The organism is Serratia sp. G204Y, from assembly GCF_051172435.1.
In the GTDB taxonomy this organism is placed as follows: Bacteria; Pseudomonadota; Gammaproteobacteria; order Enterobacterales; family Enterobacteriaceae; genus Serratia; species Serratia sarumanii.
On sequence record NZ_JBPIZA010000001.1, the window covers coordinates 859585 to 878768 of the forward strand.

At 59.1% G+C, this 19184-nt stretch carries 18 protein-coding genes; 8 read left to right on the forward strand and 10 right to left on the reverse strand.

What is annotated here, in order from left to right:
- Positions 1-122 precede the first annotated feature (122 nt).
- From ACSBQQ_RS04245 to mdtH, 4 genes are all read right to left on the reverse strand, one after another.
- On the reverse strand, positions 123-1763 hold the full coding sequence (locus tag ACSBQQ_RS04245; protein ID WP_033647669.1) for an ABC1 kinase family protein: 1641 nt from the start codon (positions 1761-1763) through the stop codon (positions 123-125).
- A 35-nt stretch (positions 1764-1798) separates the two neighbouring features.
- A complete protein-coding gene (gene grxB, locus ACSBQQ_RS04250; RefSeq protein WP_060427950.1) occupies positions 1799-2446 on the reverse strand; it encodes a glutaredoxin 2 in 648 nt (215 codons plus the stop codon).
- 127 nt (positions 2447-2573) lie between these two features.
- A complete protein-coding gene (locus ACSBQQ_RS04255; protein WP_033647664.1) occupies positions 2574-2822 on the reverse strand; it encodes a hypothetical protein in 249 nt (82 codons plus the stop codon).
- Between the two features lie 73 nt (positions 2823-2895).
- Positions 2896-4101 carry a multidrug efflux MFS transporter MdtH gene (mdtH, locus tag ACSBQQ_RS04260; protein ID WP_033647663.1) on the reverse strand — a complete coding sequence of 402 codons (1206 nt, stop codon included), beginning with the start codon at positions 4099-4101 and terminating at the stop codon, positions 2896-2898.
- 346 nt (positions 4102-4447) lie between these two features.
- On the opposite strand from mdtH, the gene rimJ reads away from it, so the two are divergent.
- The 4 genes from rimJ to murJ all read left to right on the forward strand — a co-directional run bounded on the left by rimJ (position 4448) and on the right by murJ (position 8244).
- Entirely contained in the window at positions 4448-5032 is a 585-nt protein-coding gene (gene rimJ, locus ACSBQQ_RS04265) for a ribosomal protein S5-alanine N-acetyltransferase (RefSeq protein WP_033648129.1), read from the forward strand.
- Between the two features lie 9 nt (positions 5033-5041).
- A complete protein-coding gene (locus tag ACSBQQ_RS04270) occupies positions 5042-5689 on the forward strand; it encodes a YceH family protein (protein WP_060426077.1) in 648 nt (215 codons plus the stop codon).
- The gene (locus ACSBQQ_RS04275; RefSeq protein ID WP_060425849.1) at positions 5682-6602 is read left to right on the forward strand and encodes a Gfo/Idh/MocA family protein; all 921 of its coding nucleotides are present in this window, start codon (positions 5682-5684) and stop codon (positions 6600-6602) included. Before ACSBQQ_RS04270 ends, ACSBQQ_RS04275 begins: the two co-directional genes overlap by 8 nt.
- A 106-nt stretch (positions 6603-6708) precedes the next feature.
- Positions 6709-8244 carry a murein biosynthesis integral membrane protein MurJ gene (murJ, locus tag ACSBQQ_RS04280; protein WP_033654412.1) on the forward strand — a complete coding sequence of 512 codons (1536 nt, stop codon included), beginning with the start codon at positions 6709-6711 and terminating at the stop codon, positions 8242-8244.
- Positions 8245-8306: 62 nt separating this feature from the next.
- On the opposite strand, the gene argS is transcribed toward murJ, so the two are convergent.
- On the reverse strand, positions 8307-10037 hold the full coding sequence (argS, locus tag ACSBQQ_RS04285; protein ID WP_060425847.1) for an arginine--tRNA ligase: 1731 nt from the start codon (positions 10035-10037) through the stop codon (positions 8307-8309).
- Between the two features lie 827 nt (positions 10038-10864).
- On the opposite strand from argS, the gene ACSBQQ_RS04290 reads away from it, so the two are divergent.
- Positions 10865-11431 (forward strand): VOC family protein, encoded by a 567-nt coding sequence (locus tag ACSBQQ_RS04290; RefSeq protein WP_435012625.1) that lies wholly within the window; start codon positions 10865-10867, stop codon positions 11429-11431.
- Here ACSBQQ_RS04290 and ACSBQQ_RS04295 read toward each other — a convergent pair.
- On the reverse strand, positions 11428-12576 hold the full coding sequence (locus tag ACSBQQ_RS04295) for a MalY/PatB family protein (RefSeq protein ID WP_060423937.1): 1149 nt from the start codon (positions 12574-12576) through the stop codon (positions 11428-11430). The two genes, ACSBQQ_RS04290 and ACSBQQ_RS04295, sit on opposite strands and share 4 nt — an antisense overlap.
- A 101-nt stretch (positions 12577-12677) precedes the next feature.
- Here ACSBQQ_RS04295 and cutC point away from each other — a divergent pair, with 101 nt between their 5' ends.
- From cutC to ACSBQQ_RS04310, 3 genes are all read left to right on the forward strand, one after another.
- Positions 12678-13436 (forward strand): copper homeostasis protein CutC, encoded by a 759-nt coding sequence (gene cutC / locus ACSBQQ_RS04300; RefSeq protein ID WP_038877351.1) that lies wholly within the window; start codon positions 12678-12680, stop codon positions 13434-13436.
- Positions 13437-13864: 428 nt separating this feature from the next.
- On the forward strand, positions 13865-14269 hold the full coding sequence (locus ACSBQQ_RS04305) for a hypothetical protein (protein ID WP_033634859.1): 405 nt from the start codon (positions 13865-13867) through the stop codon (positions 14267-14269).
- Positions 14266-15969: an FKBP-type peptidyl-prolyl cis-trans isomerase N-terminal domain-containing protein gene (locus ACSBQQ_RS04310; protein WP_060427953.1), complete on the forward strand. Its 1704-nt coding sequence runs from the start codon at positions 14266-14268 to the stop codon at positions 15967-15969. Before ACSBQQ_RS04305 ends, ACSBQQ_RS04310 begins: the two co-directional genes overlap by 4 nt.
- A gap of 36 nt (positions 15970-16005) precedes the next feature.
- Here ACSBQQ_RS04310 and cmoB read toward each other — a convergent pair whose 3' ends face one another.
- From cmoB to ACSBQQ_RS04330, 4 genes are all read right to left on the reverse strand, one after another.
- On the reverse strand, positions 16006-16977 hold the full coding sequence (gene cmoB / locus ACSBQQ_RS04315) for a tRNA 5-methoxyuridine(34)/uridine 5-oxyacetic acid(34) synthase CmoB (protein WP_033634857.1): 972 nt from the start codon (positions 16975-16977) through the stop codon (positions 16006-16008).
- On the reverse strand, positions 16974-17717 hold the full coding sequence (gene cmoA / locus ACSBQQ_RS04320; RefSeq protein ID WP_033634856.1) for a carboxy-S-adenosyl-L-methionine synthase CmoA: 744 nt from the start codon (positions 17715-17717) through the stop codon (positions 16974-16976). Before cmoA ends, cmoB begins: the two co-directional genes overlap by 4 nt.
- A 102-nt stretch (positions 17718-17819) precedes the next feature.
- Positions 17820-18215, reverse strand: coding sequence for an MAPEG family protein (locus tag ACSBQQ_RS04325; protein WP_004932387.1), 396 nt, complete (start codon positions 18213-18215; stop codon positions 17820-17822).
- 102 nt (positions 18216-18317) lie between these two features.
- A complete protein-coding gene (locus ACSBQQ_RS04330; protein WP_086557007.1) occupies positions 18318-19133 on the reverse strand; it encodes a DUF72 domain-containing protein in 816 nt (271 codons plus the stop codon).
- Positions 19134-19184: the final 51 nt, after the last annotated feature.

Genomic DNA, 19184 nt, shown 5'->3' on the forward strand with positions numbered 1-19184 from the left:
TGCTGCAGATAATTGATTAATCATTATAAACGTTCCACCTGCGCGTGAAAACGGCAGAAGGCGATGTGCAGAGGATAGTGCGCGCAAAAGCGGGCGACACCTATCGGATAACGCCGAAAGCGTCAGCGCCGCAATCGCAGCGCCAAGAGCACCACGCCGGCCAGGCAGGCTGCGCCCCCCAACAGCGGGAACAGCGGAATGCCCCACAGCCGCAGCGACGAATGCATCAGATAAGGCGCCAGCCCCAGGGCAAAAGCGGCGGTGACGATGGCGATAGCCAGGGTAACGGCGGCGCGTTCCAGCGCTTTGCTCAACTGGCCAAGATTACTGACGTTGATATCGGCATTGAGCCGCCCGCGTTTTAGGCGGCGAACCAATAGCCGCAGGGTTTGCGGCAGCTCCTCTCCGGCGTCGAGCGCTTCCCCGCCCAGGGCCAACAACCGCTGGCGCACGGCAGCGGGTGCATAGCGTTGCAGCACGGTTTGTTGCAGCATCGGTTTGAGCGTGGCCACGATGTCAAAGGCCGGATCCAATCGGTGCAGCACGCCGTCGGCGGTGATTAACGCCTTGAACAGCAGCACCAGATCGGGCGGCAGCGCCAGCTGGTGTTCACGCGCCATCACCAGCAGATCGGTCAGGGCCTTGCCCAAGGTCAGGGTGGCGGCGGCCTGTTTGTCGAGGAAGTTTTGCGCCGCCAGCTCCAGATCCATCAGATCCAGCGGTTCGCTGTCCGACCAGGCGATCAGCGTGTTGACGATGCCTTCGGACTGACGATCGGCGATGGCCTGCAGCAGCAGGAGCAACTGATTGCGTCGCCGCTCGGACAGCTGGCCCACCATGCCGAAGTCGATAAAGCCGACGCGGTCACCGCTCAGCGCCATGACGTTGCCGGGGTGGGGATCGGCGTGATACAGCCGATGCTCCAGTACCATGCTCATAAAGGCGCGGGCGCCGCGTTGCGCCAGCAGTGGGCCGTCAAAGCCCGCTGCCGCCAGCTGCTGAGGGTTTTCCGGCGCGGTGCCGGGCAAGTATTCCTGCACTAACAGGCGCGGGGAAGACCATTGCCAATAGATTTTCGGCACGACGACGTCAGGTTGACGCGCAAACATCCCGGCGACGCGGTCGCAGTTATGCCCTTCGTGGGTCAAATCCAGTTCATGATTGAGCGCCGTCGCCAGCGCTCTGACCATCTGCCGCGGCCGATAGCGCGCCAGCGCGGGGCTCTGCTGCTCCACGGTTTCCGCCAGCGAGGCCAGCAGCCGCAGATCGGCGTGGATGGTTTTCGCCAGGCCGGGCCGCAGCACTTTGACCACGACCTGTTCGCCGCTGTGCAGGCGTGCGCGGTAGATTTGCGCCATCGACGCCGCCGCCAGCGGCGTACGATCGAATTCGGCGAACAGCCGCTCGGGTTCGCCGCCCAGGTCGGCAACGATCTGCGGCGCCAGCGTTTCCCATGGCAACACCGCTGCCTGGCTGTGCAGACGATCCAGTTCGTCGGTCCAGGCCGGATCCAGCAGGTCGGAACGCGTGGCCAGGATCTGACCGAATTTGACGAAGGTAGGGCCCAGTGCCTCGAGCGCTTCGCGCAGCCGCTCAGGCAGGGTTTGTGCGTCCTGTTGGGCGGATTCAGCGCGGGCGCCGCGCAGCAAAGCCCCCAGGCCCAGCAGACGCAGAACGTCTTGCAGGCCATAACGAATCAGAACGGAGGTAATTTCCTTCAGCCGCGCCCGATCGCGAGCGGTGGCGAGCACCATTTTCAACATCAGTACGCCATATCCTTATTTGTCATTCTTGAACGTTATTGTTCCATATCCAGCAGCAACGGCACCTCGCTGCGCTGCGCCATGCGGTTGCGGTAGGCTTCCACGTTATCCGGCAGCGCAACGCCGGCGACGATCGACAATGAGCGCAGCAGCGGGAACAGGTGGATATCGTCCTCGGACAGTTCGCCGTTCACCGCGTCGGCGGAGGCGATCAGCGGCGACAGCGTTTGCAGGTCGGCTTCCAACTGGGCGATCAGATCGGCACTGTTGGCGAGATGCTCGGCAAAATCGCCGATAGACGCCTGCTTTTTATCGATAAAGTAACGGCGGGCGCTGTCGGTGGCAAACTCTTCGAAATCGGCATGCGCAATTCGCGGCAACAGCAATTTTGCGCTGTAACCGCCGACCCGCTGCAGCCACTCGGCAATGGCCGGGTTGGTGCGGCCGGTCAGCACCGGTTTGTCGTCAAGGTTGTCGACATAGCGCACGATATCCAGGCTTTCCGGCATCGCATCGCCGTTGTCTTTGACCAGGATAGGCACCATTTTTTGGCCGATCAGGTTGAACGGGGTCGTCTCATCGTCGTTGAGCAATGTGACCAAGCGAATCGGCAGACGTTTCAGGCCAAAAATCATGCGGGCTTTCACGCAGAATGGGCAATGATCGTAAATGAACAGTTTCATGCTTGCTCCGGGTTGTCAGGTTTTAACAGCAATAGTTACCACAGCTTATCGAGGCTGTCTTGACGTGCGTGTGTTGGATGGTGCGTTATTGCGATATTGCCCGCGCGCCAGCGCGGGCTAGGAGGCGTTATTTCTTGGCCGGTACTGAGTTGAGCACATCGATCAGGTGATTGCGAGCTTCTTCGAGGTCGATTCTGTCACGTTCGTTGGTGGCGGTGACGACCTGCAGCTGTTTGATAATATCGTTTTTCAGGCCGGCGTCGCTGGCGAGGATATGGGCCAGTGCCTTTTCCACCAAGGTGGAACGCGCATAAATCATGCGCAAGTTCAGTATCATATGTTCGAGTAGTTGCGGTAATTTTGCTTCTTCGCTCATGCCGACGGGCTCCTGTGGGTGTTTTTACTAACAGGATAGCAGCTGTTGCCGATTCGGCCGGATTTCTATGGCGTCAACCGCGGTGCAGCATCATCGACGCGCTGCGCCGCGGGCTGAACTGCCAGTACAGCGCCAGCAGCGTAGCGAAGCCCACTGCCCCCAGCAGCAACCAGGGTAGCTCCGGCATGTTCATCGTCCGCCCGGTATCGTACATCCAACCGCCGCCGGTATAACCCAACGCGCCGCCCAGCGCCAGGCCCAGGCGGCTAAAGCCCATATAGCTGCCGCGCGCACGCGGATCGGCCAGCGAAGCGCTCAGCGTTTCGCGCGCCGGTTCGGCGATGATCGATCCCAGATAGAAGCAACAGATCAGCGTGAACACGCCCTGCAAACTGGTGGCGAGACCGATCGGCAGCAGGCTGAGCGTCATCAGCAACAGACCCGCCATCAGGCGCTGCTCAAGCCGGAAGTGTTTTTCTCCCCAACGCGCCAGCGGATAGAGCAGCGATAGCGACAGCGCTGCTTCAATCGCATACATCCATTTCACCGCCGCCGGTGAACCGGCGATTTCGTTGACCACGATCGGCATCATCAGCATCACCTGTACCGCTAACATGTAATAACCGGTCAGCGTCAGGACATAGGTGAGGAAACGGCGATCGCGCAGGACCCGCAGCATGCCTTCCTTCATCGGTATACGCACGGTAGAGATGCGGTAAGCCGGCAGTAGCCAGGCGTTCCAGCCGGCGGCCAGCACGAAGATCGCCGCCCCGACCCAGCAGACAAAGTGGAAATCGTACTGCAGCAGCCAACTGCCGATCAGCGCGCCGACCACCGCTCCGGCGCTGTCCTGCATCATCAGCAGCGAGAAAAAACGGCCGCGCTCGTGCGGACGGGTCAGTTTGATCACCAAAGCGGTGCGCGGCGGATCGAATAACGTGCCGCCGAGGGCGGACAGGGCACAAGAGAACCACAGGATCCAGGGTTCATCGGCCATCGCCATGGTGGCGAAACCGGCGGCGCGCAGCAACATGCCGGTGACGATCATCGGCTTGGCGCCGAAGCGATCGGCGATGGCGCCGCCAAAGATGCCGAGCCCTTGTTGCAACAGCTGGCGCAAACCCAGTGCGATGCCGACGATCAGCGCCGCCCATCCTAATTGATCGACAAAGCGGATCGAAATAAGCGGAAAAACGACAAAGAAGCCTAAAACCACCAGCAGATTATCGAGCAACAGAAAATATTTACCCAAGCTGCGCGCTTGCGACACCAGAGACATGCTTCACCATGAGCAATTAAAGAAAGAGGGGGGAACAACGCTTCCATTCTCTACCCAATTCCCGTACGGCGACAGGGGATGCATAGATAATATTTTTTTATCGTCAAGGTGTTACCTGAGCAGCAAAATTGGCGGAAAAACGCCGTAAAACGCGTATTCGGCGATTTACTGAGCGGCCGGTATTTTACCTCGGGGGCGGGCTACGGTTATATTGAATGCAGGGAAGTGCAGTTCTGCGGTGCTATTGGCAAAATAAAACCATGGCAAAAGATCGGCACAGGATAATGATCCGCTCGGCTTCCTAATAAATACTTCTTATCGAACCGTTTTGACTGCGGGGGAAATGATGTTCGGCTATCGCTCTGCATCGCCAAAAGTACGTCTTACAACCGACCGGATGGTGGTCCGTTTAGTGCATGAACGGGATGCCTATCGCCTGGCGGATTATTATGCCGAGAACCGAGCCTTTCTCAAACCCTGGGAGCCGGTGCGCGACGAAAGCCACTGTTATCCTTCCGGCTGGCAGGCGCGTCTGGGCATGATCACCGAAATGCAAAAGCAGGGCAACGCCTACTATTTTATCCTGCTCGATCCAGAAGAGCAGGAAGTGCGCGGCGTGGCGAACTTCAGCAACGTGCTGCGCGGTTCGTTTCATGCCTGTTTCCTCGGCTATTCGCTGGGGGAAAAGTGGCAGGGGCAAGGGCTGATGTTCGAAGCCTTGCAGTCCGCCATCCGCTATATGCTGCGCCAACAGCGCATGCACCGCATCATGGCCAACTATATGCCACACAACCAGCGCAGCGGCGCATTGCTGACGCGTCTGGGATTCGAACGCGAAGGTTACGCCAAGGATTACCTGCTGATCGACGGCCAGTGGCAAGACCACGTTTTGACGGCATACACCAATAAAGAGTGGCTCCCCCCACGTTGAGGCCAAACGATGAAATATGAATTGAACGCCAGAGAGGCTCGGGTTATCGGCTGCCTGTTGGAAAAACAGGTCACGACACCGGATCAATACCCGCTTTCGCTGAATGCCATTACGCTGGCATGCAACCAAAAAACCAACCGCGAACCGGTGATGGACCTGAGCGAAAGCGAAGTGCAGCAACTGCTCGATCTGTTGCTGCGCAAACATTTCCTGCGCACCCTCAGCGGGTTCGGCAATCGGGTGGTGAAGTACGAACAGCGGTTTTGCAACTCCGAGTTCGGCCAGCTGAAACTCTCGCCTGCCGAACTGGCGGTGATCGCCACCTTGCTGTTGCGCGGCGCGCAAACGCCGGGCGAGTTGCGCACCCGCACCAATCGGATGCACGAGTTCAGCGATGTCAGCGAGGTCGAACAGGTGCTGCAGCAACTGGCCACGCGCGAAGATGGCCCGTTCGTGGTGCGCCTGGCGCGTGAGCCGGGCAAGCGCGAAAGCCGGTTCATGCATCTGTTCAGCGGCCAGATTGATGAAGCGCCGCCGGCGGCGTTCGACGCTGAGGACGACGGCGAACTGAGCGCCAGAGTCAGCGCATTGGAAAGCGAAGTGGCGGAGCTGAAACGGCAGTTGCAACAGCTGTTGACGAGGGATGCGAATGACTAAATTGCGTGTAGGCGTGGTGGGGTTGGGCAGTATCGCGCAGAAGGCGTATCTGCCAATCCTCGGCCAGGCGGCGGATTGGACGCTGGTGGGCGGTTTTTCGCCCAATCAGCAAAAAGCCCAGCCGCTGTGCGACAGCTACCGTATGGCCTGTTTCTCCCGTCTGGACAGCCTGGCCGAACAGTGCGATGCGGTCTTTGTTCACAGCAGCACCGCCAGCCATTTTTCGGTGATAGGCGAGCTGCTGAACCGCGGCGTGCACGTTTACGTCGATAAACCGCTGGCGGAGACGCTGGAGCAGGGCGAGCAGCTGCTTGAGCAGGCCGAGCGGCGAGGCAAAACGCTGATGGTGGGGTTCAACCGCCGTTTCGCGCCGCTTTACCGGCAGCTCAAACAGCGAATGAATCAGCCGGCCTCTATTCGCATGGATAAACATCGGGCGGACAGCGTCGGCCCGCACGATCTGCGTTTTACCCTGTTGGATGATTACCTGCACGTGGTGGACACTGCGCTGTGGCTGGCGGGCGGGCGGGAGCAACTGCTGAGCGGCAGCCTGCGCGCCAACGCCGCCGGTGAAATGCTGTACGCCGAGCATCACTTCGCCTGCGGCGACACGCATGTGACGACCAGTATGCATCGCCGCGGCGGCAGCCAGCGCGAAAGCGTGCAGGCGGTGACCGACGGCGCGCTGTATCAGTTGACCGATATGCGCCACTGGCTGCGTGAAGATGCGCAGGGCGAGTTGGAGCAGCCGGTGCCGGGCTGGCAAAGCACGCTGGTGCAACGCGGCTTCGACGGGGCGGTGCGGCATTTCCTTGATGCCGTCGCCAATCAGAGCGCGCCGGAAACCGGCGGCGAACAGGCGCTGGCCGCCCAGCGGGTGGTCGAGCGTTTGCTGCGGGATAACTCTATGTAACATATGGCGGTAGCTATTCTTTTCCGGATGCGTAAACTGAGCCGATTGTTTCACTGACGCCTGCTGTTGCAGGCGTTGATATTTACGGTACCTATCAGACAACCACATGAACCTACTCAAATCCTTGGCTGCCGTCAGCTCGATGACGATGTTTTCGCGGGTGTTGGGCTTTGCCCGCGATGCGATCGTCGCGCGCGTGTTCGGGGCCGGCATGGCAACGGACGCCTTTTTCGTGGCGTTCAAACTCCCGAATCTGTTACGCCGTATCTTTGCCGAAGGGGCGTTTTCGCAGGCCTTCGTGCCGATCCTGGCCGAATACAAGAGCCAGCAGGGTGAAGAGGCGACGCGCACTTTTATTGCCTATGTCTCCGGGCTGCTGACGCTGGTGCTGGCGGTGGTGACGGTGCTGGGGATGCTGGCCGCGCCCTGGGTTATTTACATTACTGCGCCGGGCTTTACCGATACGCCCGACAAGTTTGCCCTGACGTCGGCGCTGCTGCGCATCACCTTCCCCTATATTTTGTTGATCTCACTGGCGTCGCTGGTGGGGGCGATCCTCAATACCTGGAACCGCTTCTCGATCCCGGCTTTTGCGCCAACGCTGCTTAACGTCAGCATGATCGGTTTCGCGCTGTTCGCCGCCCCGTATTTCAACCCGCCGGTGCTGGCGCTGGCCTGGGCGGTGGTGGTGGGCGGCGTGCTGCAGCTGGGTTATCAGCTGCCGCATCTGCGCAAGATAGGCATGCTGGTGCTGCCGCGCCTCAAGCTGGGCGATGCCGGGGTCTGGCGAGTGATGCGCCAGATGGGGCCGGCGATCCTCGGGGTGTCGGTCAGCCAAATCTCGCTGATCATCAACACCATTTTCGCTTCGTTCCTGGTGTCCGGCTCGGTGTCCTGGATGTACTACGCCGACCGCCTGATGGAGTTTCCCTCCGGCGTGCTGGGCGTGGCGCTGGGCACCATCCTGCTGCCGTCGCTGGCCAAAAGCTTCTCGAGCGGCAACCACGACGAGTATTCGCGCCTGATGGATTGGGGGCTGCGTCTGTGCTTCCTGCTGGCGTTGCCGAGCGCCATCGCGCTCGGCATTTTGGCCAAGCCATTGACCGTTTCTCTGTTCCAGTACGGCAAGTTCAGCGCCTTTGACGCGGCGATGACGCAACGCGCGCTGGTGGCTTACTCGGTTGGGCTGATGGGGTTGATCGTGGTTAAAGTGCTGGCGCCGGGCTTCTATTCGCGGCAGGACATTAAAACGCCGGTCAAGATCGCCATCATCACGCTGATTATGACGCAGGTGATGAACCTGGCGTTTATTGGCCCGCTGAAGCATGCCGGCCTGGCGCTGTCGATCGGTTTGGCGGCCTGCCTGAACGCCTCGCTGCTGTATTGGCAGCTGCGCAAGCAGAAGATCTTCCAGCCGCAGCCGGGTTGGGCGCTGTTCCTCACCAAGCTGGTGATCGCCGTGCTGGTGATGTCGGCGGTGCTGATTGGCGTGATGTGGCTGATGCCGGCCTGGGATCAGGGCAATATGCTGGAACGTTTGCTGCGTTTGGCTGCGGTGGTGGTGGCCGGTGTGGTGGCCTACTTTGGCGTGCTGGTAGGGTTGGGCTTCCGCCCGCGCGACTTTGCGCGCCGCGCCGCCTGAGCCGAAAGCAAGAACAAAAAAAGGTCGCCCAGGCGACCTTTTTGCTTTCCGCGCGGTGCGGTTTACATGCGTTCGACGGTTTCGATGCCCAGCGTATCCAGACCGGTTTTCAGCGTTTTCGAGGTCAGCAGCGCCAGCTTCAGGCGGCTCTGACGCGCTTCTTCGCTGTCGGCGTTCAGGATCTGGCAGTGCTCGTAGAAACCGGAGAACAGGCCGGCCAGATCGTACAGGTAGCTGCACATGACGTGAGGCGTGCCTTCACGCGCGACGGTGGTGAGCACCTCTTCGAACTGCAGCAGGCGGGTAGCCAGCGCAATTTCACGCTCTTCGGTCAGCGTCAGCGGCAGCGTCAGGCTGCTTTCGTCGATCCCGGCGCGCTTGAATACCGATGCCACGCGGGTATAGGCGTATTGCATATAAGGCGCGGTATTGCCTTCGAAGGCCAGCATGTTATCCCAGTCGAAGACATAGTCGGTGGTGCGGCTTTTCGACAGATCGGCGTATTTCACCGCGCCGATGCCGACCACGCGAGCCACGGTCTTCATTTCGTCTTGCGGCATGTCCGGGTTTTTGCCGGCGATCAGCTGTTCGGCGCGTTCGATGGCCTCATCCAGCAGATCGGAGAGCTTCACCGTACCGCCCGAGCGGGTTTTGAACGGCTTGCCGTCTTTGCCCAGCATCATGCCGAACATGTGGTGTTCCAGCGAGACGGACTCCGGCACGTAACCGGCCTTGCGCACGATGGTCCAGGCCTGCATCAGGTGCTGATGCTGACGGGAGTCGATGTAATACAGCACGCGATTGGCGCCCAGGGTTTCGTAGCGGTACTTGGCGCAGGCGATATCGGTGGTGGTGTAGAGATAGCCGCCATCCTTTTTCTGGATGATGACGCCCATCGGATCGCCGTCCTTGTTCTGGTATTCGTCGAGGAACACCACGGTGGCGCCTTCGCTTTCCACCGCCAGCCCTTTGGCTTTCAGATCGGCGACGATGCCCGGCAGCATCGCGTTATACAGGCTTTCGCCCATCACGTCGTCTTCGGTCAGCGTGACGTTCAGGCGGTTATAAGTCAGCTGGTTTTGCGCCATGGTGATGTCGACCAGCTTGCGCCACATTTTCAGGCAGTACTGATCGCCGCCCTGCAGCTTGACGACGTAAGCGCGCGCGCGCTCGGCGAACTCGGCGTCTTCGTCGTAATGCTTCTTGGCTTCGCGATAGAACTGTTCCAAATCGGACAGGCCCATATCGCTGGCGTTTTCGTTCTGCATTTTTTCCAGGTAGGCAATCAGCATGCCGAACTGGGTGCCCCAGTCGCCGACGTGGTTGGCGCGGATCACTTTATGGCCCAGAAACTCCTGGGTACGCGCCGCGGCGTCGCCGATGATGGTGGAGCGCAGATGGCCGACGTGCATCTCTTTCGCCACGTTCGGCGCGGAGTAGTCGATAACGATGGTTTGCGGCTCAACCGGCGCAATGCCCAGTTTCGGTGCGTGCAGCACCTGGTCGGCCTGGCGGGCGACCCAGTCGCTGTTCAGGAAAATGTTGATAAAGCCGGGACCGGCGATTTCCACTTTACCGGCGACGTCGCCGAGATCCAGCAGTTGCACCACTTTTTCCGCCAGCTGTCGGGGCGGCATGCCCAGCTTTTTGGCGACGGACATCACGCCGTTGGCCTGGTAATCACCAAACTGCGCCTTGGCGGAAGGGCGGACCTGCGCTTCGCAATCGGCTGGCGCGCCAGCGGCGATCAGCGCCTGGCTGACTTTATCTGAAAGAAGAACCTGAATATTCACCGGGTTACCTTAATGACGAACGAGGGGCTGAAGCCAGCCCCTGTGGGATTCAACGGTGGCGGGCGCGATGGGCGACCGCCACAAAACAGCCTGCAATTGTAACCGATCTGACGGAGTCCGTCAGCAGTTGGCGCGGCCGCTGCGATGAAACAGTTGTTGGGTGCGGCGCGTTGATTGCCGGAAGGTGAAAAGCGGAATGAGCTGAACAGAATGTACGGAGGGGAGAGTTGCGAAGCTAGCGCTTTTTATTGCGGCGACCGGCATCCAGCGTGTTGACGCTGCGTGATTTGAAATGACGGTAGATGGCGTATACGGCGATAATTATCAACACCAAGGATATCGTCAGCAATAACATAATGATCATCTCGAATTTAAATTTCCTCCAAAGTAGCCGAGTTGTCTTGGTGAATCAATTGTCTGGGGTTAAATTAAGATAATCCTTAGCTTTTAATCAATTAATGCGTTTTATTTTCTTTTTTTACAATGGGTTGTGATTGCGGATTTGTGCGACATTGATAAGTGAGTCGTTTTGATTAAACCCAGCGATTCAATCGGCTTGACCAATGGCCTGCAGAGGATTTTGTGCAAAATAACTTAAATCATAGCGTCATAAAGAAAAGGTATAATGTCTTGCGAAAAATCTTATTTTTTATTTTTCCGTTGATTTAATAAGCTGTCACCTTAATAAAAATCCGGCTTTTATTCTCCCTGTTCGCAACCAAAAATCATGTTGAACTGCCGCCGAAAAACCTCGCAATGCTGGCGAGCGCTGTCGCCACCGTGTAAATTACGGCGTTTCACATGCGTTCCGTTGTTTTGAGGTTTCTATGAGCACCCCCTTGCAGGCCATTGCCGAGCTGGACGACCTGGTGCTTGACCTGCCGCGTTTCGAGCAGGCATTGCATCAATTTGCCGCCAAATTGCGGCTTGATCTGGCCGCGTTTACCGCCGATCACATCTCTCTGCGCTGTCATCAGAATGCCACTGCCGAACGCTGGCGCCAGGGGCTGATGCAGTGTGGGACACTGCTGTCCGAGTCGATGATCAACGGGCGACCTATCTGTCTGTTCGATTTGTCGCAGCCGCTGGCCGTGGGGCCGTGGCAGATAGACTGCGTCGAGCTGCCGTATCCCGGGGAGAAACGCTATCTGCACGAAGGTTGGGAACACGTCGAATTAGTGCTCAGTGGCGATCCGCAGACGCTGCACGCCCGGGCGTTGAGCCACCTTGCCGATGAAGCGCTGCTGGCGCCGGGGATCAAACTGAAGCAAAGCTCGCCAAAAGGCGAGGGCGAACGACTACCGAACCCGACGCTGGCCATCACCGACGGAACGGTGACGATAAAGTTTCATCCTTATTCCATTCGAGATATCGTCGCCAGCGAACAAGGTTAGCCGGGCAGTGCCGCACAGGCTCGCGCCATGCGATCGAGCGCTTCATCGAGCAGGGCCCACCGGCAACCAAAGTTAAGCCGCACAAAGCGCCGATCGCCGAAATCCAAACCGGCGCTTAATCCTACGCCCGCGCGTTCGAAGAACTGATGCGGGTTGTCCACCGGTAAAGCGCTGCAATCTATCCACGCCAGGTAGGTGGCTTCGATTGGCAAAACCGTCAACCCCGGCATGGCGTTGATGCGCTCGATCAGCCGATCGCGATTGGCACGTAGATAAATCAGCTGCTCGTCCAGCCAGGGCTGCCCGTATTGATAAGCCGCCTGCGCTGCCACCAGCGCCAGCAGATTGACCTCCGGCACGATGCCGCTGCGCGCGCGTTTCAGCCTTTGTCGCAGCGCTTCGTTGGGAACGATCGCCAGTGAAGCGCCCAGCCCGGCAAGATTAAACGTTTTTGACGGCGACATCAGCGTCACGCTGCGTTGGGCCGCATCGTCATTCAGGGTAGCGAAAGGGGTATGCCGCACGCCGGGTTCAAGCAGCAGCTCGCAGTGGATTTCATCGGAACAGACGATTAAATCGTGCTCGCGAGCGAACTGATGGTGCTGCAACAGCTCATCCCGGCGATAAACGGTGCCACCGGGATTCTGCGGGTTGCACAGCAACAGAAGCTTCTCGTTGCCGCTAAGCCGATCACGCATCGCGGGGAAGTCCAACACCCAGCGTTGGCCTACCGCCGTTAGCGGCACCGAGAGGTGCTTACGCCCGGCGAATTTGGCCGCTTTGCGGAACGGCGGATAAATGGGCGAGGGGGCCAGCGTGCTCTGGTGTTCTTCGGTGCAGGCTCGCACGCACAGGTTCAGGCCGCACACCAGCCCAGGCAGGAAAATGATCCATTCAGGCTTGATGTGCCAGCCGTAGCGCTCTACCATGCGGCGGGTAAAAACCTCAATAAGATCAGGGGATGGGTGAGTGTAGCCGAATACGCCGTGCGCCACGCGACGCTGCAAGGCTTCGATCACCGCCGGCGGTGAGGTGAAATCGCTGTCGGCGACCCAAAGCGGAATGATGTCGCGGTCGCGATATTTATCCCACTTAACGCTGTCACTGTGACTGCGGTCTACCCATTGATCAAAATTGAATGCCATAGTTACAACCCTGAGCCGGTTTATGCCTAAGCATGAGCCTACGTGAGAAATGAAGAAATGAACAATTGCCGCCGTATGTTGGCCGTTATCTGGGGGTGACAATGATAAAACTGGAAGTTTGTTGCTTTAGCGTCGACTGCGCGCTGACGGCCGAACGGGCAGGCGCCGATCGTATCGAGTTGTGCGCCAGCCAGAGCGAGGGGGGATTGACGCCGAGTTATGGCACGCTGCGTCTGGCGCGCGAGCGGGTGGCGATCCCGGTGCATCCGATCGTTCGTCCTCGCGGTGGCGATTTCTGCTACGGCGCGGTGGATTTCGAGGTGATCAAACAGGATCTCCGCCAGATCCGCGAGATGGGGTTCCCCGGCGTAGTGGTCGGCATGCTGGACGAAGAAGGGCACATCGATCTGCCGCGCATGCGCGAAGTGATGAAGCTGTGCGAGGGCATGGCGGTGACGTTCCATCGCGCGTTCGACATGTGCCAAAACCCGATGGTGGCGTTGGAACAACTGACCGAGCTGGGCGTAGCGCGCATTCTAACCTCCGGCCAACAGCAGAGCGCCGAACTGGGCCTGCCGCTGCTGCGAGATTTGCGCCAGGCCAGTCACGGCCCGGTGATCATGGCGGGTGCCGGTGTGCGCCTCAGCAATCTGCACAAGTTTGTCGACATCGGTCTGCATGAACTGCACAGCTCTTCCGGCCATCTGGTACCGTCGACCATGCGTTACCGCAAGGCGGGCGTCACCATGTGCTCCGATAACGAGTTTGACGAATTTAGCCATTATTGCGTGGATGGCGAAATGGTGGAGGCGATGAAAAACGCGCTGGCCTTGGTTGATCCCCTGGCGCAAAGCGCATAAACACGCAGCTAACCGCGTTTGAAAACCGGTTTCCGGGCCGTAAGACCCCTTTGCGTGTCACTGAGCCCTCGGCGATCGCGCAAGTACCAGGCCCCGGCGTTTTGCCGGGGCTTTTTTTATGTCTTGCGAAGACGCAGTGCCCGTTTCACGCTGTTTCTCTGTCGCACTGCCCCCCATCTCTTCTTGCGCTCATCATGCCCTGCTGATAAGTTTGTGAGTTAAAATCCTTTAAATATCATAATATTAAATGATTTTTTGGTATGCATTTTCGTGGTGAATGATTTGCGCTCTGCCGCTCATCGCCACGTCTGCATTTTCATACCCGTTCATCTCCGGCCTATGGTCGGAACATCACAGCATTAATGAGGAGAGCCGTCGATGCAGCCGCGGAGCGCGTTGGCGGCGGACTTAACAAGGAGATAACGATAATGACCCGAACGGCACACTGTTTGACCGCTGCGCTTTTGCTGACCTTGACCCTGAGCGGCTGTCAGACCGCCAAGCGGCCTGTTTCTGCATTAAGTAAGCCGCCCAGTGCAGAAGACATTGCGGAACAAGACAAGCGGCAGCGTGAAGCCGAGCGTATACAGCAGTGCCAGCGCGAGTTGGATGCCATGCGCGGCATGGATAACGAAAAATACCAAAAATTCAAACGCGAATTCGATACCTTGATGGGCGGCGCCGCGCAGTATGCCGGGGTGCGCCAGCGGGTCAACACGGGCACGCAGGAAACCGTCGACGCCCTGTATCGTTATCGCACCAGCCGTCTGTGCGCGGACATCAGTTCTGCCATGATGACCGGCCTGGCTGAGCGCGGAGAGCGCGCCCAATGACCCCTCGTGCGAGAAAGGCGTTGCTGAGCCTGATGATACCGCTGGCGTTTGCGCCAGCGATGGCCGCAGCGGATGACGATGTGCCGGCATTACTGCAGTTCGCCGAGCGCTACCAGCGGCAGGACGCCCCGGCAGCTGACGCCGCGGTTACTCCCTCCCGGGAAACCCAAAAGCCGGCGCCCCGGCCGGTTCAACCGCGTGAAACGAGCTCGCAGCGAAAGCAACTGGCGCAGTTGCAAAAGACGCTGCGCGAGAAAGAGGCTCGATTGGAGCAACAGCAAACCGCTATTCAATCACTGCAGCAGGAGCTGACCGCGTTGCGGGTTGCGTCGTCCCTGACGGCTGCCGATAAACCGACAGCTGCTCCCGATCTGAGCGCGTTGAGCGACTTCGCCAGCGGCGTGCGACGGGCGCTGAACCTGACGCCGCAGGAGCGCAAGGCTCAGGCGCAGATCGCCGAGGCGCAGGCAGCGTTAGCGCAGGAAAAACAACAAACCGAGGAGCGCGATCGGCGTATCGCCTTGCTGGAACAACGGCTGGCGGCGTTGCCTGAACAGGCGGATAACGCCTGGCAGGAGAAACTGACGGCGGCGCAGACCGCCAACGATAAAGCGCGCCAGCGTTATGAGCAGGACAAACAAGCGGCCGCCGCTGAGCTGGCGCAACAGAAGGCGGAAGCCGCCAAGGCGACGGGAGAACTTCAGCAGCAGCTGGCACTGCGGCAGAAAGAGCTGGATGAACAACGCCAACAGGCCGAGCGGCAAGAGAAAAGCCTGAAAACGGCGCTGGAACAGCAAAAGGCCGAAGCCGCCAGGGCGACGGGCGAACTTCAGCAACAGCTGGCGCAGCTACAGGAAAAAAACAAGACGCAAACCGAGCAGGCGAAGGCATTGGCGCAGCGGCTGGCAACGGCGGTGGCGGAAAGCGAAAAATCAACGCTGCAACTGGCGAGAACGACGGAGCAGGCGAAAAAAAACGCATTGGCGCTAGCGGACGCCAACCAAACGCAGCAGGCATTGCGTGAGGAGCTGGATGGGCTGCGCTCTCGCGCCAAATGGCTGCCGGATGCGCAGGCGCTCGAGAAAAAGCCGGCGCAACAGAGCTATGCTGCCGGTGTCGCTTTGGGGCGCGATATTCAAACGATGCTTGCGGAGCGTAAAAATTGGGGCATCAATCCCGATAAAACCGTGCTGCTGGCGGGCGTGATCGATACCTTCAACGGCCATTACCAGCTAAGCGATGCGCAGTTGACCCGTGCGCTGGCGGAGTCGGAAAAAGCGGTGAACGACGCCCGGAACCAGGCTGCGAAGGTGCAAACCAGCAAGGGCGAGGCGTTCGTCACCGAGTTTAAAAAGAAAAAGGGCACGCAGAAGTCGCCTTCCGGTTTCTGGTATCGCATCGATTATGCGGGTGATGAAGCCATTAAGGAAAACGCGCGGGTGGACATCGTGGTGAAGGAAAGTTTAACCGACGGCAGCGTGATTCAGGATATGGATCGCAGTGGGAAGGTGATGTCACAGCCGCTCTCTGCCTATCCGCCGTTGTTCCGCGAGGCGATCGGCCATCTGAAAAATCATGGTTCGCTGACGATGGTGGTGCCGCCGGCGTTGGCGTACGGTGAAACGGGCTATGCGCCGCAGATCCCGCCGAACGCGACCATGGTGTATGAGCTGCGGATTGTCGATGTCAACAACGGGTAACGTCGGGCCGGCCCAGGCCGGCCCGATTAGCGAGCGCTAGGGCTTTTTGGCGGTCAGCACGGCGCGCAGAGGCGCCGGATAGCCTTCGATCGTTTTGCTGCGATCGTTCGGATCGAGGAATTCAGCCAGTGATTCGCTGGTCATCCAGCCGGTGCGGCGCTGCTCTTCGAGGCTGGTGACGCACATATCGGCGATCTTCACGTCGACGAAGCCGCACTTCTCCAACCAGCATTTCAGCGCCTCGGCGGAAGGGATGAAATACACGTTACGCATCTGAGCATAACGATCGCCCGGCACCAGCACCTGGTGGCGATCGCCTTCCACCACCAGCGTTTCCAGCACCAGTTCACCTTCAGCCACCAGCTGGTTTTTCAGCTGATACAGATGATCGAGCGGCGAGCGGCGGTGATACAGCACCCCCATCGAGAACACGGTGTCGAATGCCGCCAATTCCGGCAATTGCTCGATGCCGAGCGGCAGCAGGTGGGCGCGCTGATCGCCGCCTAATAGCTTGCGCACCGCTTCGAACTGACACAGGAACAGCTGCATCGGATCGATGCCGACGGCGAGGTGTGCGCCGGCGCCAATCATGCGCCACAGGTGATAACCGCTGCCGCAGCCGACGTCGAGAATGGTGCGGCCGGCCAGTGGAGAAATGTGCGGCAGCACGCGATCCCACTTCCAGTCGGAATGCCATTCGGTATCGATATCGATGCCATACAGCGAGAAGGGCCCTTTACGCCATGGCATCAGGGTGCGCAGCATTTTCTCGATGCCTTCAAGCTGGCCCGGCGACAGGCCCGGCTCCATCTCGGCGCGCACGCCGTGCAGCAGATCGAGACGGGTCGGGGTCAGCGTCGGCAAATGCTCGACCGAGTTGAACCACTGTTTGAATTTGCCGTGCAGCGATTCGCGTTGCCAGGCGCTCAGCTGCGCAGGCAGCGTGTCCAGCCAATGGCTGAGGGGGCTTTTGGCGATGCGTTGATAGAAATCACCGAACTCGATCATTGCGCATCCCCCGCTTTCAGGGCGATCAGCGAACCGAAGTTGAAGCATTGGAACCACACTTCGGCATGCTCGAACCCGGCCTGTTGCAGGCGCGCCTTGTGCGCTTCCACCGAGTCGGTGAGCATCACGTTTTCCAGCATGCTGCGTTTTTGGCTGATCTCCAGCTCGCTGTACCCGTTGGCGCGTTTGAAATCGTGGTGCATGTTGAACAGCAGCTCGCCGACTTCAGCGTCCTCAAAGCTGAACTTCTCCGACAGCACCAGTGCGCCGCCCGGGCGCAGGCCACGATAGATTTTCTCCAGCAGACGCAGGCGATCGGCCGGTTCGAGGAACTGCAGCGTAAAGTTCAGTACCACCATCGAGGCGTTCTCGATCTCGATGTCGCGAATGTCGGCTTCGATGACATCGACCGGCGTGTCGGCGCGGAAGGCGTCGATATGGCGGCGGCAACGTTCCACCATCGCCGGCGAATTGTCGACGGCGACGATATTGCAGCCGGGCACCTTGATATTCCGCCGCATCGACAGCGTCGCCGCACCCAGCGAGCAGCCCAGGTCATACACCCGGCTGTCGGGTTGCACAAAGCGCTCGGCCAGCATGCCGATCATCGAGATGATGTTGGAATAGCCGGGAACGGAGCGTTGGATCATGTCGGGGAACACTTCGGCGACGCGTTCGTCAAAGGTCCAGTCGCCCAGTTTGGCGATGGGGGCGGAAAAAAGGGTATCGCGGTTTGGCATAGCGGCAAATCAGTTCAGAATTCGAAGCTGCGTAGTCTAACAGAAAAGCGCAAAAAAGCGGAGCGGAAGCAGGCGGCGCGGCCGCCTGATGATAAAACGAGATCAGTGCAGGCTGAAAATCAGATCCCAGGGCAGATAGAAGATATTTGCCAGAACCATCAACAACAAAGAGATATAGGTCGCGGCCATGCCCGAACGGCGCCAGCGAACCTCGCGGTTGCGTAAACCGTAGTAATGCACCAGTCGCCCGGCCATCAGCATCAGGCCGCAAAGGTGAATCATCCAGATTTCCGCGCCGTTCATTTCCATAATCACCAGCAAGACGGCAGCAATCGGAATGTATTCAACGGCGTTGCCATGCACGCGGATGGCGGTCTGCAATTCGTAGAAACCGCCGTCGCCATAGGCTACGCGGTACTGCATCCTTAATCTGACTACGTCATAAGAGAGTTTGATCAACAACAATGCGCCGAGCACCACATAAAGCGCGCTTACCATTTTTAACTCCGTTCCCTAACCAAAACTGGCAGCCAGCATCATAGCCGTCATTGTATTCACTGTCGCGGGGAAATATTTGATGTTATTGGTCAGATTAATAGGTCAAAACAGTGCATCTTGTTCTGGCCAGTCCGGCGGCGCAGGCAAATCGGGGATCGCCAGGCGTAGCTGCTGCCAAATTTTTTGCGCCTGCTGGGGCGAATCGCCGTTGTCCGGCGTATGAATAAACAGATAGGGCTGATGCTGTTGCTGCCACAGCGGCAGTTTTTGCTGCCAGGCCTCGAACCAGCGCAGGTTGTCGGCCAATTGGTCACCGCCGATAAAGCGTACCAGCGGTTGGTCGGCGGTGACCAGAGCGTGCACCGGCAGCTTTGGTTTTTTCTGCTGGGCATCGCGCACGGCGGCGGTGTTGGGGGCGGCGTGATGCACCGGGCGGCTGTCGAGGATCACCCGATTGATGCCGCGCTGGTGCAATCCCTGATTCAGCGCACGCTCTTCCTCGCCCTTGGCGAAAAATGCCGGATGACGCACTTCTACGCCGTAGGTGAATTCCTTCGGCAGGTTTTCGAAGAACTGCCACATGCGCGGCAGCTCGTCAGGGCCGAAGGCGGCGGGCAACTGCAGCCACAGTTGGCCGATGCGTTGATGCACCGGGCTCAGGCAGTGGTAAAACGCCTGCAGCTCGGCGGCGCAGTTGCGCAGGGCGGCCTTGTGGCTGATGTCCGACGGGAATTTGAAGCAGAAGCGAAAATCGTCACCGGTCATGTCGCGCCAGCGCTGCACGATTTCCAGCTTCGGCAGCGCGTAGAAGGTAGTGTTGCCTTCCACGCAGTTGAAATAGCGGCTGTAATCCGCCAAATCACGCAGCCCGATGCGATTCCAGGCTGCATGTTGCCATTGCGGCAGTCCGATGTAGATCACGGCGTCGTCTTCCTTTACTTGTCCTTGGCTTATCAGGCTACAACTTAA

Coding starts and splice junctions, on each gene's coding strand:
- grxB (WP_060427950.1), bottom strand. CDS start 2,446: ATGAAACTGTTCATTTACGATCATTGCCCATTCTGCGTGAAAGCCCGC.
- cutC (WP_038877351.1), top strand. CDS start 12,678: ATGATAAAACTGGAAGTTTGTTGCTTTAGCGTCGACTGCGCGCTGACG.
- ACSBQQ_RS04305 (WP_033634859.1), top strand. CDS start 13,865: ATGACCCGAACGGCACACTGTTTGACCGCTGCGCTTTTGCTGACCTTG.
- murJ (WP_033654412.1), top strand. CDS start 6,709: ATGAACCTACTCAAATCCTTGGCTGCCGTCAGCTCGATGACGATGTTT.
- rimJ (WP_033648129.1), top strand. CDS start 4,448: ATGTTCGGCTATCGCTCTGCATCGCCAAAAGTACGTCTTACAACCGAC.
- ACSBQQ_RS04310 (WP_060427953.1), top strand. CDS start 14,266: ATGACCCCTCGTGCGAGAAAGGCGTTGCTGAGCCTGATGATACCGCTG.
- mdtH (WP_033647663.1), bottom strand. CDS start 4,101: ATGTCTCTGGTGTCGCAAGCGCGCAGCTTGGGTAAATATTTTCTGTTG.
- ACSBQQ_RS04325 (WP_004932387.1), bottom strand. CDS start 18,215: ATGGTAAGCGCGCTTTATGTGGTGCTCGGCGCATTGTTGTTGATCAAA.
- ACSBQQ_RS04245 (WP_033647669.1), bottom strand. CDS start 1,763: ATGTTGAAAATGGTGCTCGCCACCGCTCGCGATCGGGCGCGGCTGAAG.
- ACSBQQ_RS04270 (WP_060426077.1), top strand. CDS start 5,042: ATGAAATATGAATTGAACGCCAGAGAGGCTCGGGTTATCGGCTGCCTG.
- cmoB (WP_033634857.1), bottom strand. CDS start 16,977: ATGATCGAGTTCGGTGATTTCTATCAACGCATCGCCAAAAGCCCCCTC.
- ACSBQQ_RS04295 (WP_060423937.1), bottom strand. CDS start 12,576: ATGGCATTCAATTTTGATCAATGGGTAGACCGCAGTCACAGTGACAGC.
- cmoA (WP_033634856.1), bottom strand. CDS start 17,717: ATGCCAAACCGCGATACCCTTTTTTCCGCCCCCATCGCCAAACTGGGC.
- ACSBQQ_RS04275 (WP_060425849.1), top strand. CDS start 5,682: ATGACTAAATTGCGTGTAGGCGTGGTGGGGTTGGGCAGTATCGCGCAG.
- ACSBQQ_RS04290 (WP_435012625.1), top strand. CDS start 10,865: ATGAGCACCCCCTTGCAGGCCATTGCCGAGCTGGACGACCTGGTGCTT.
- ACSBQQ_RS04255 (WP_033647664.1), bottom strand. CDS start 2,822: ATGAGCGAAGAAGCAAAATTACCGCAACTACTCGAACATATGATACTG.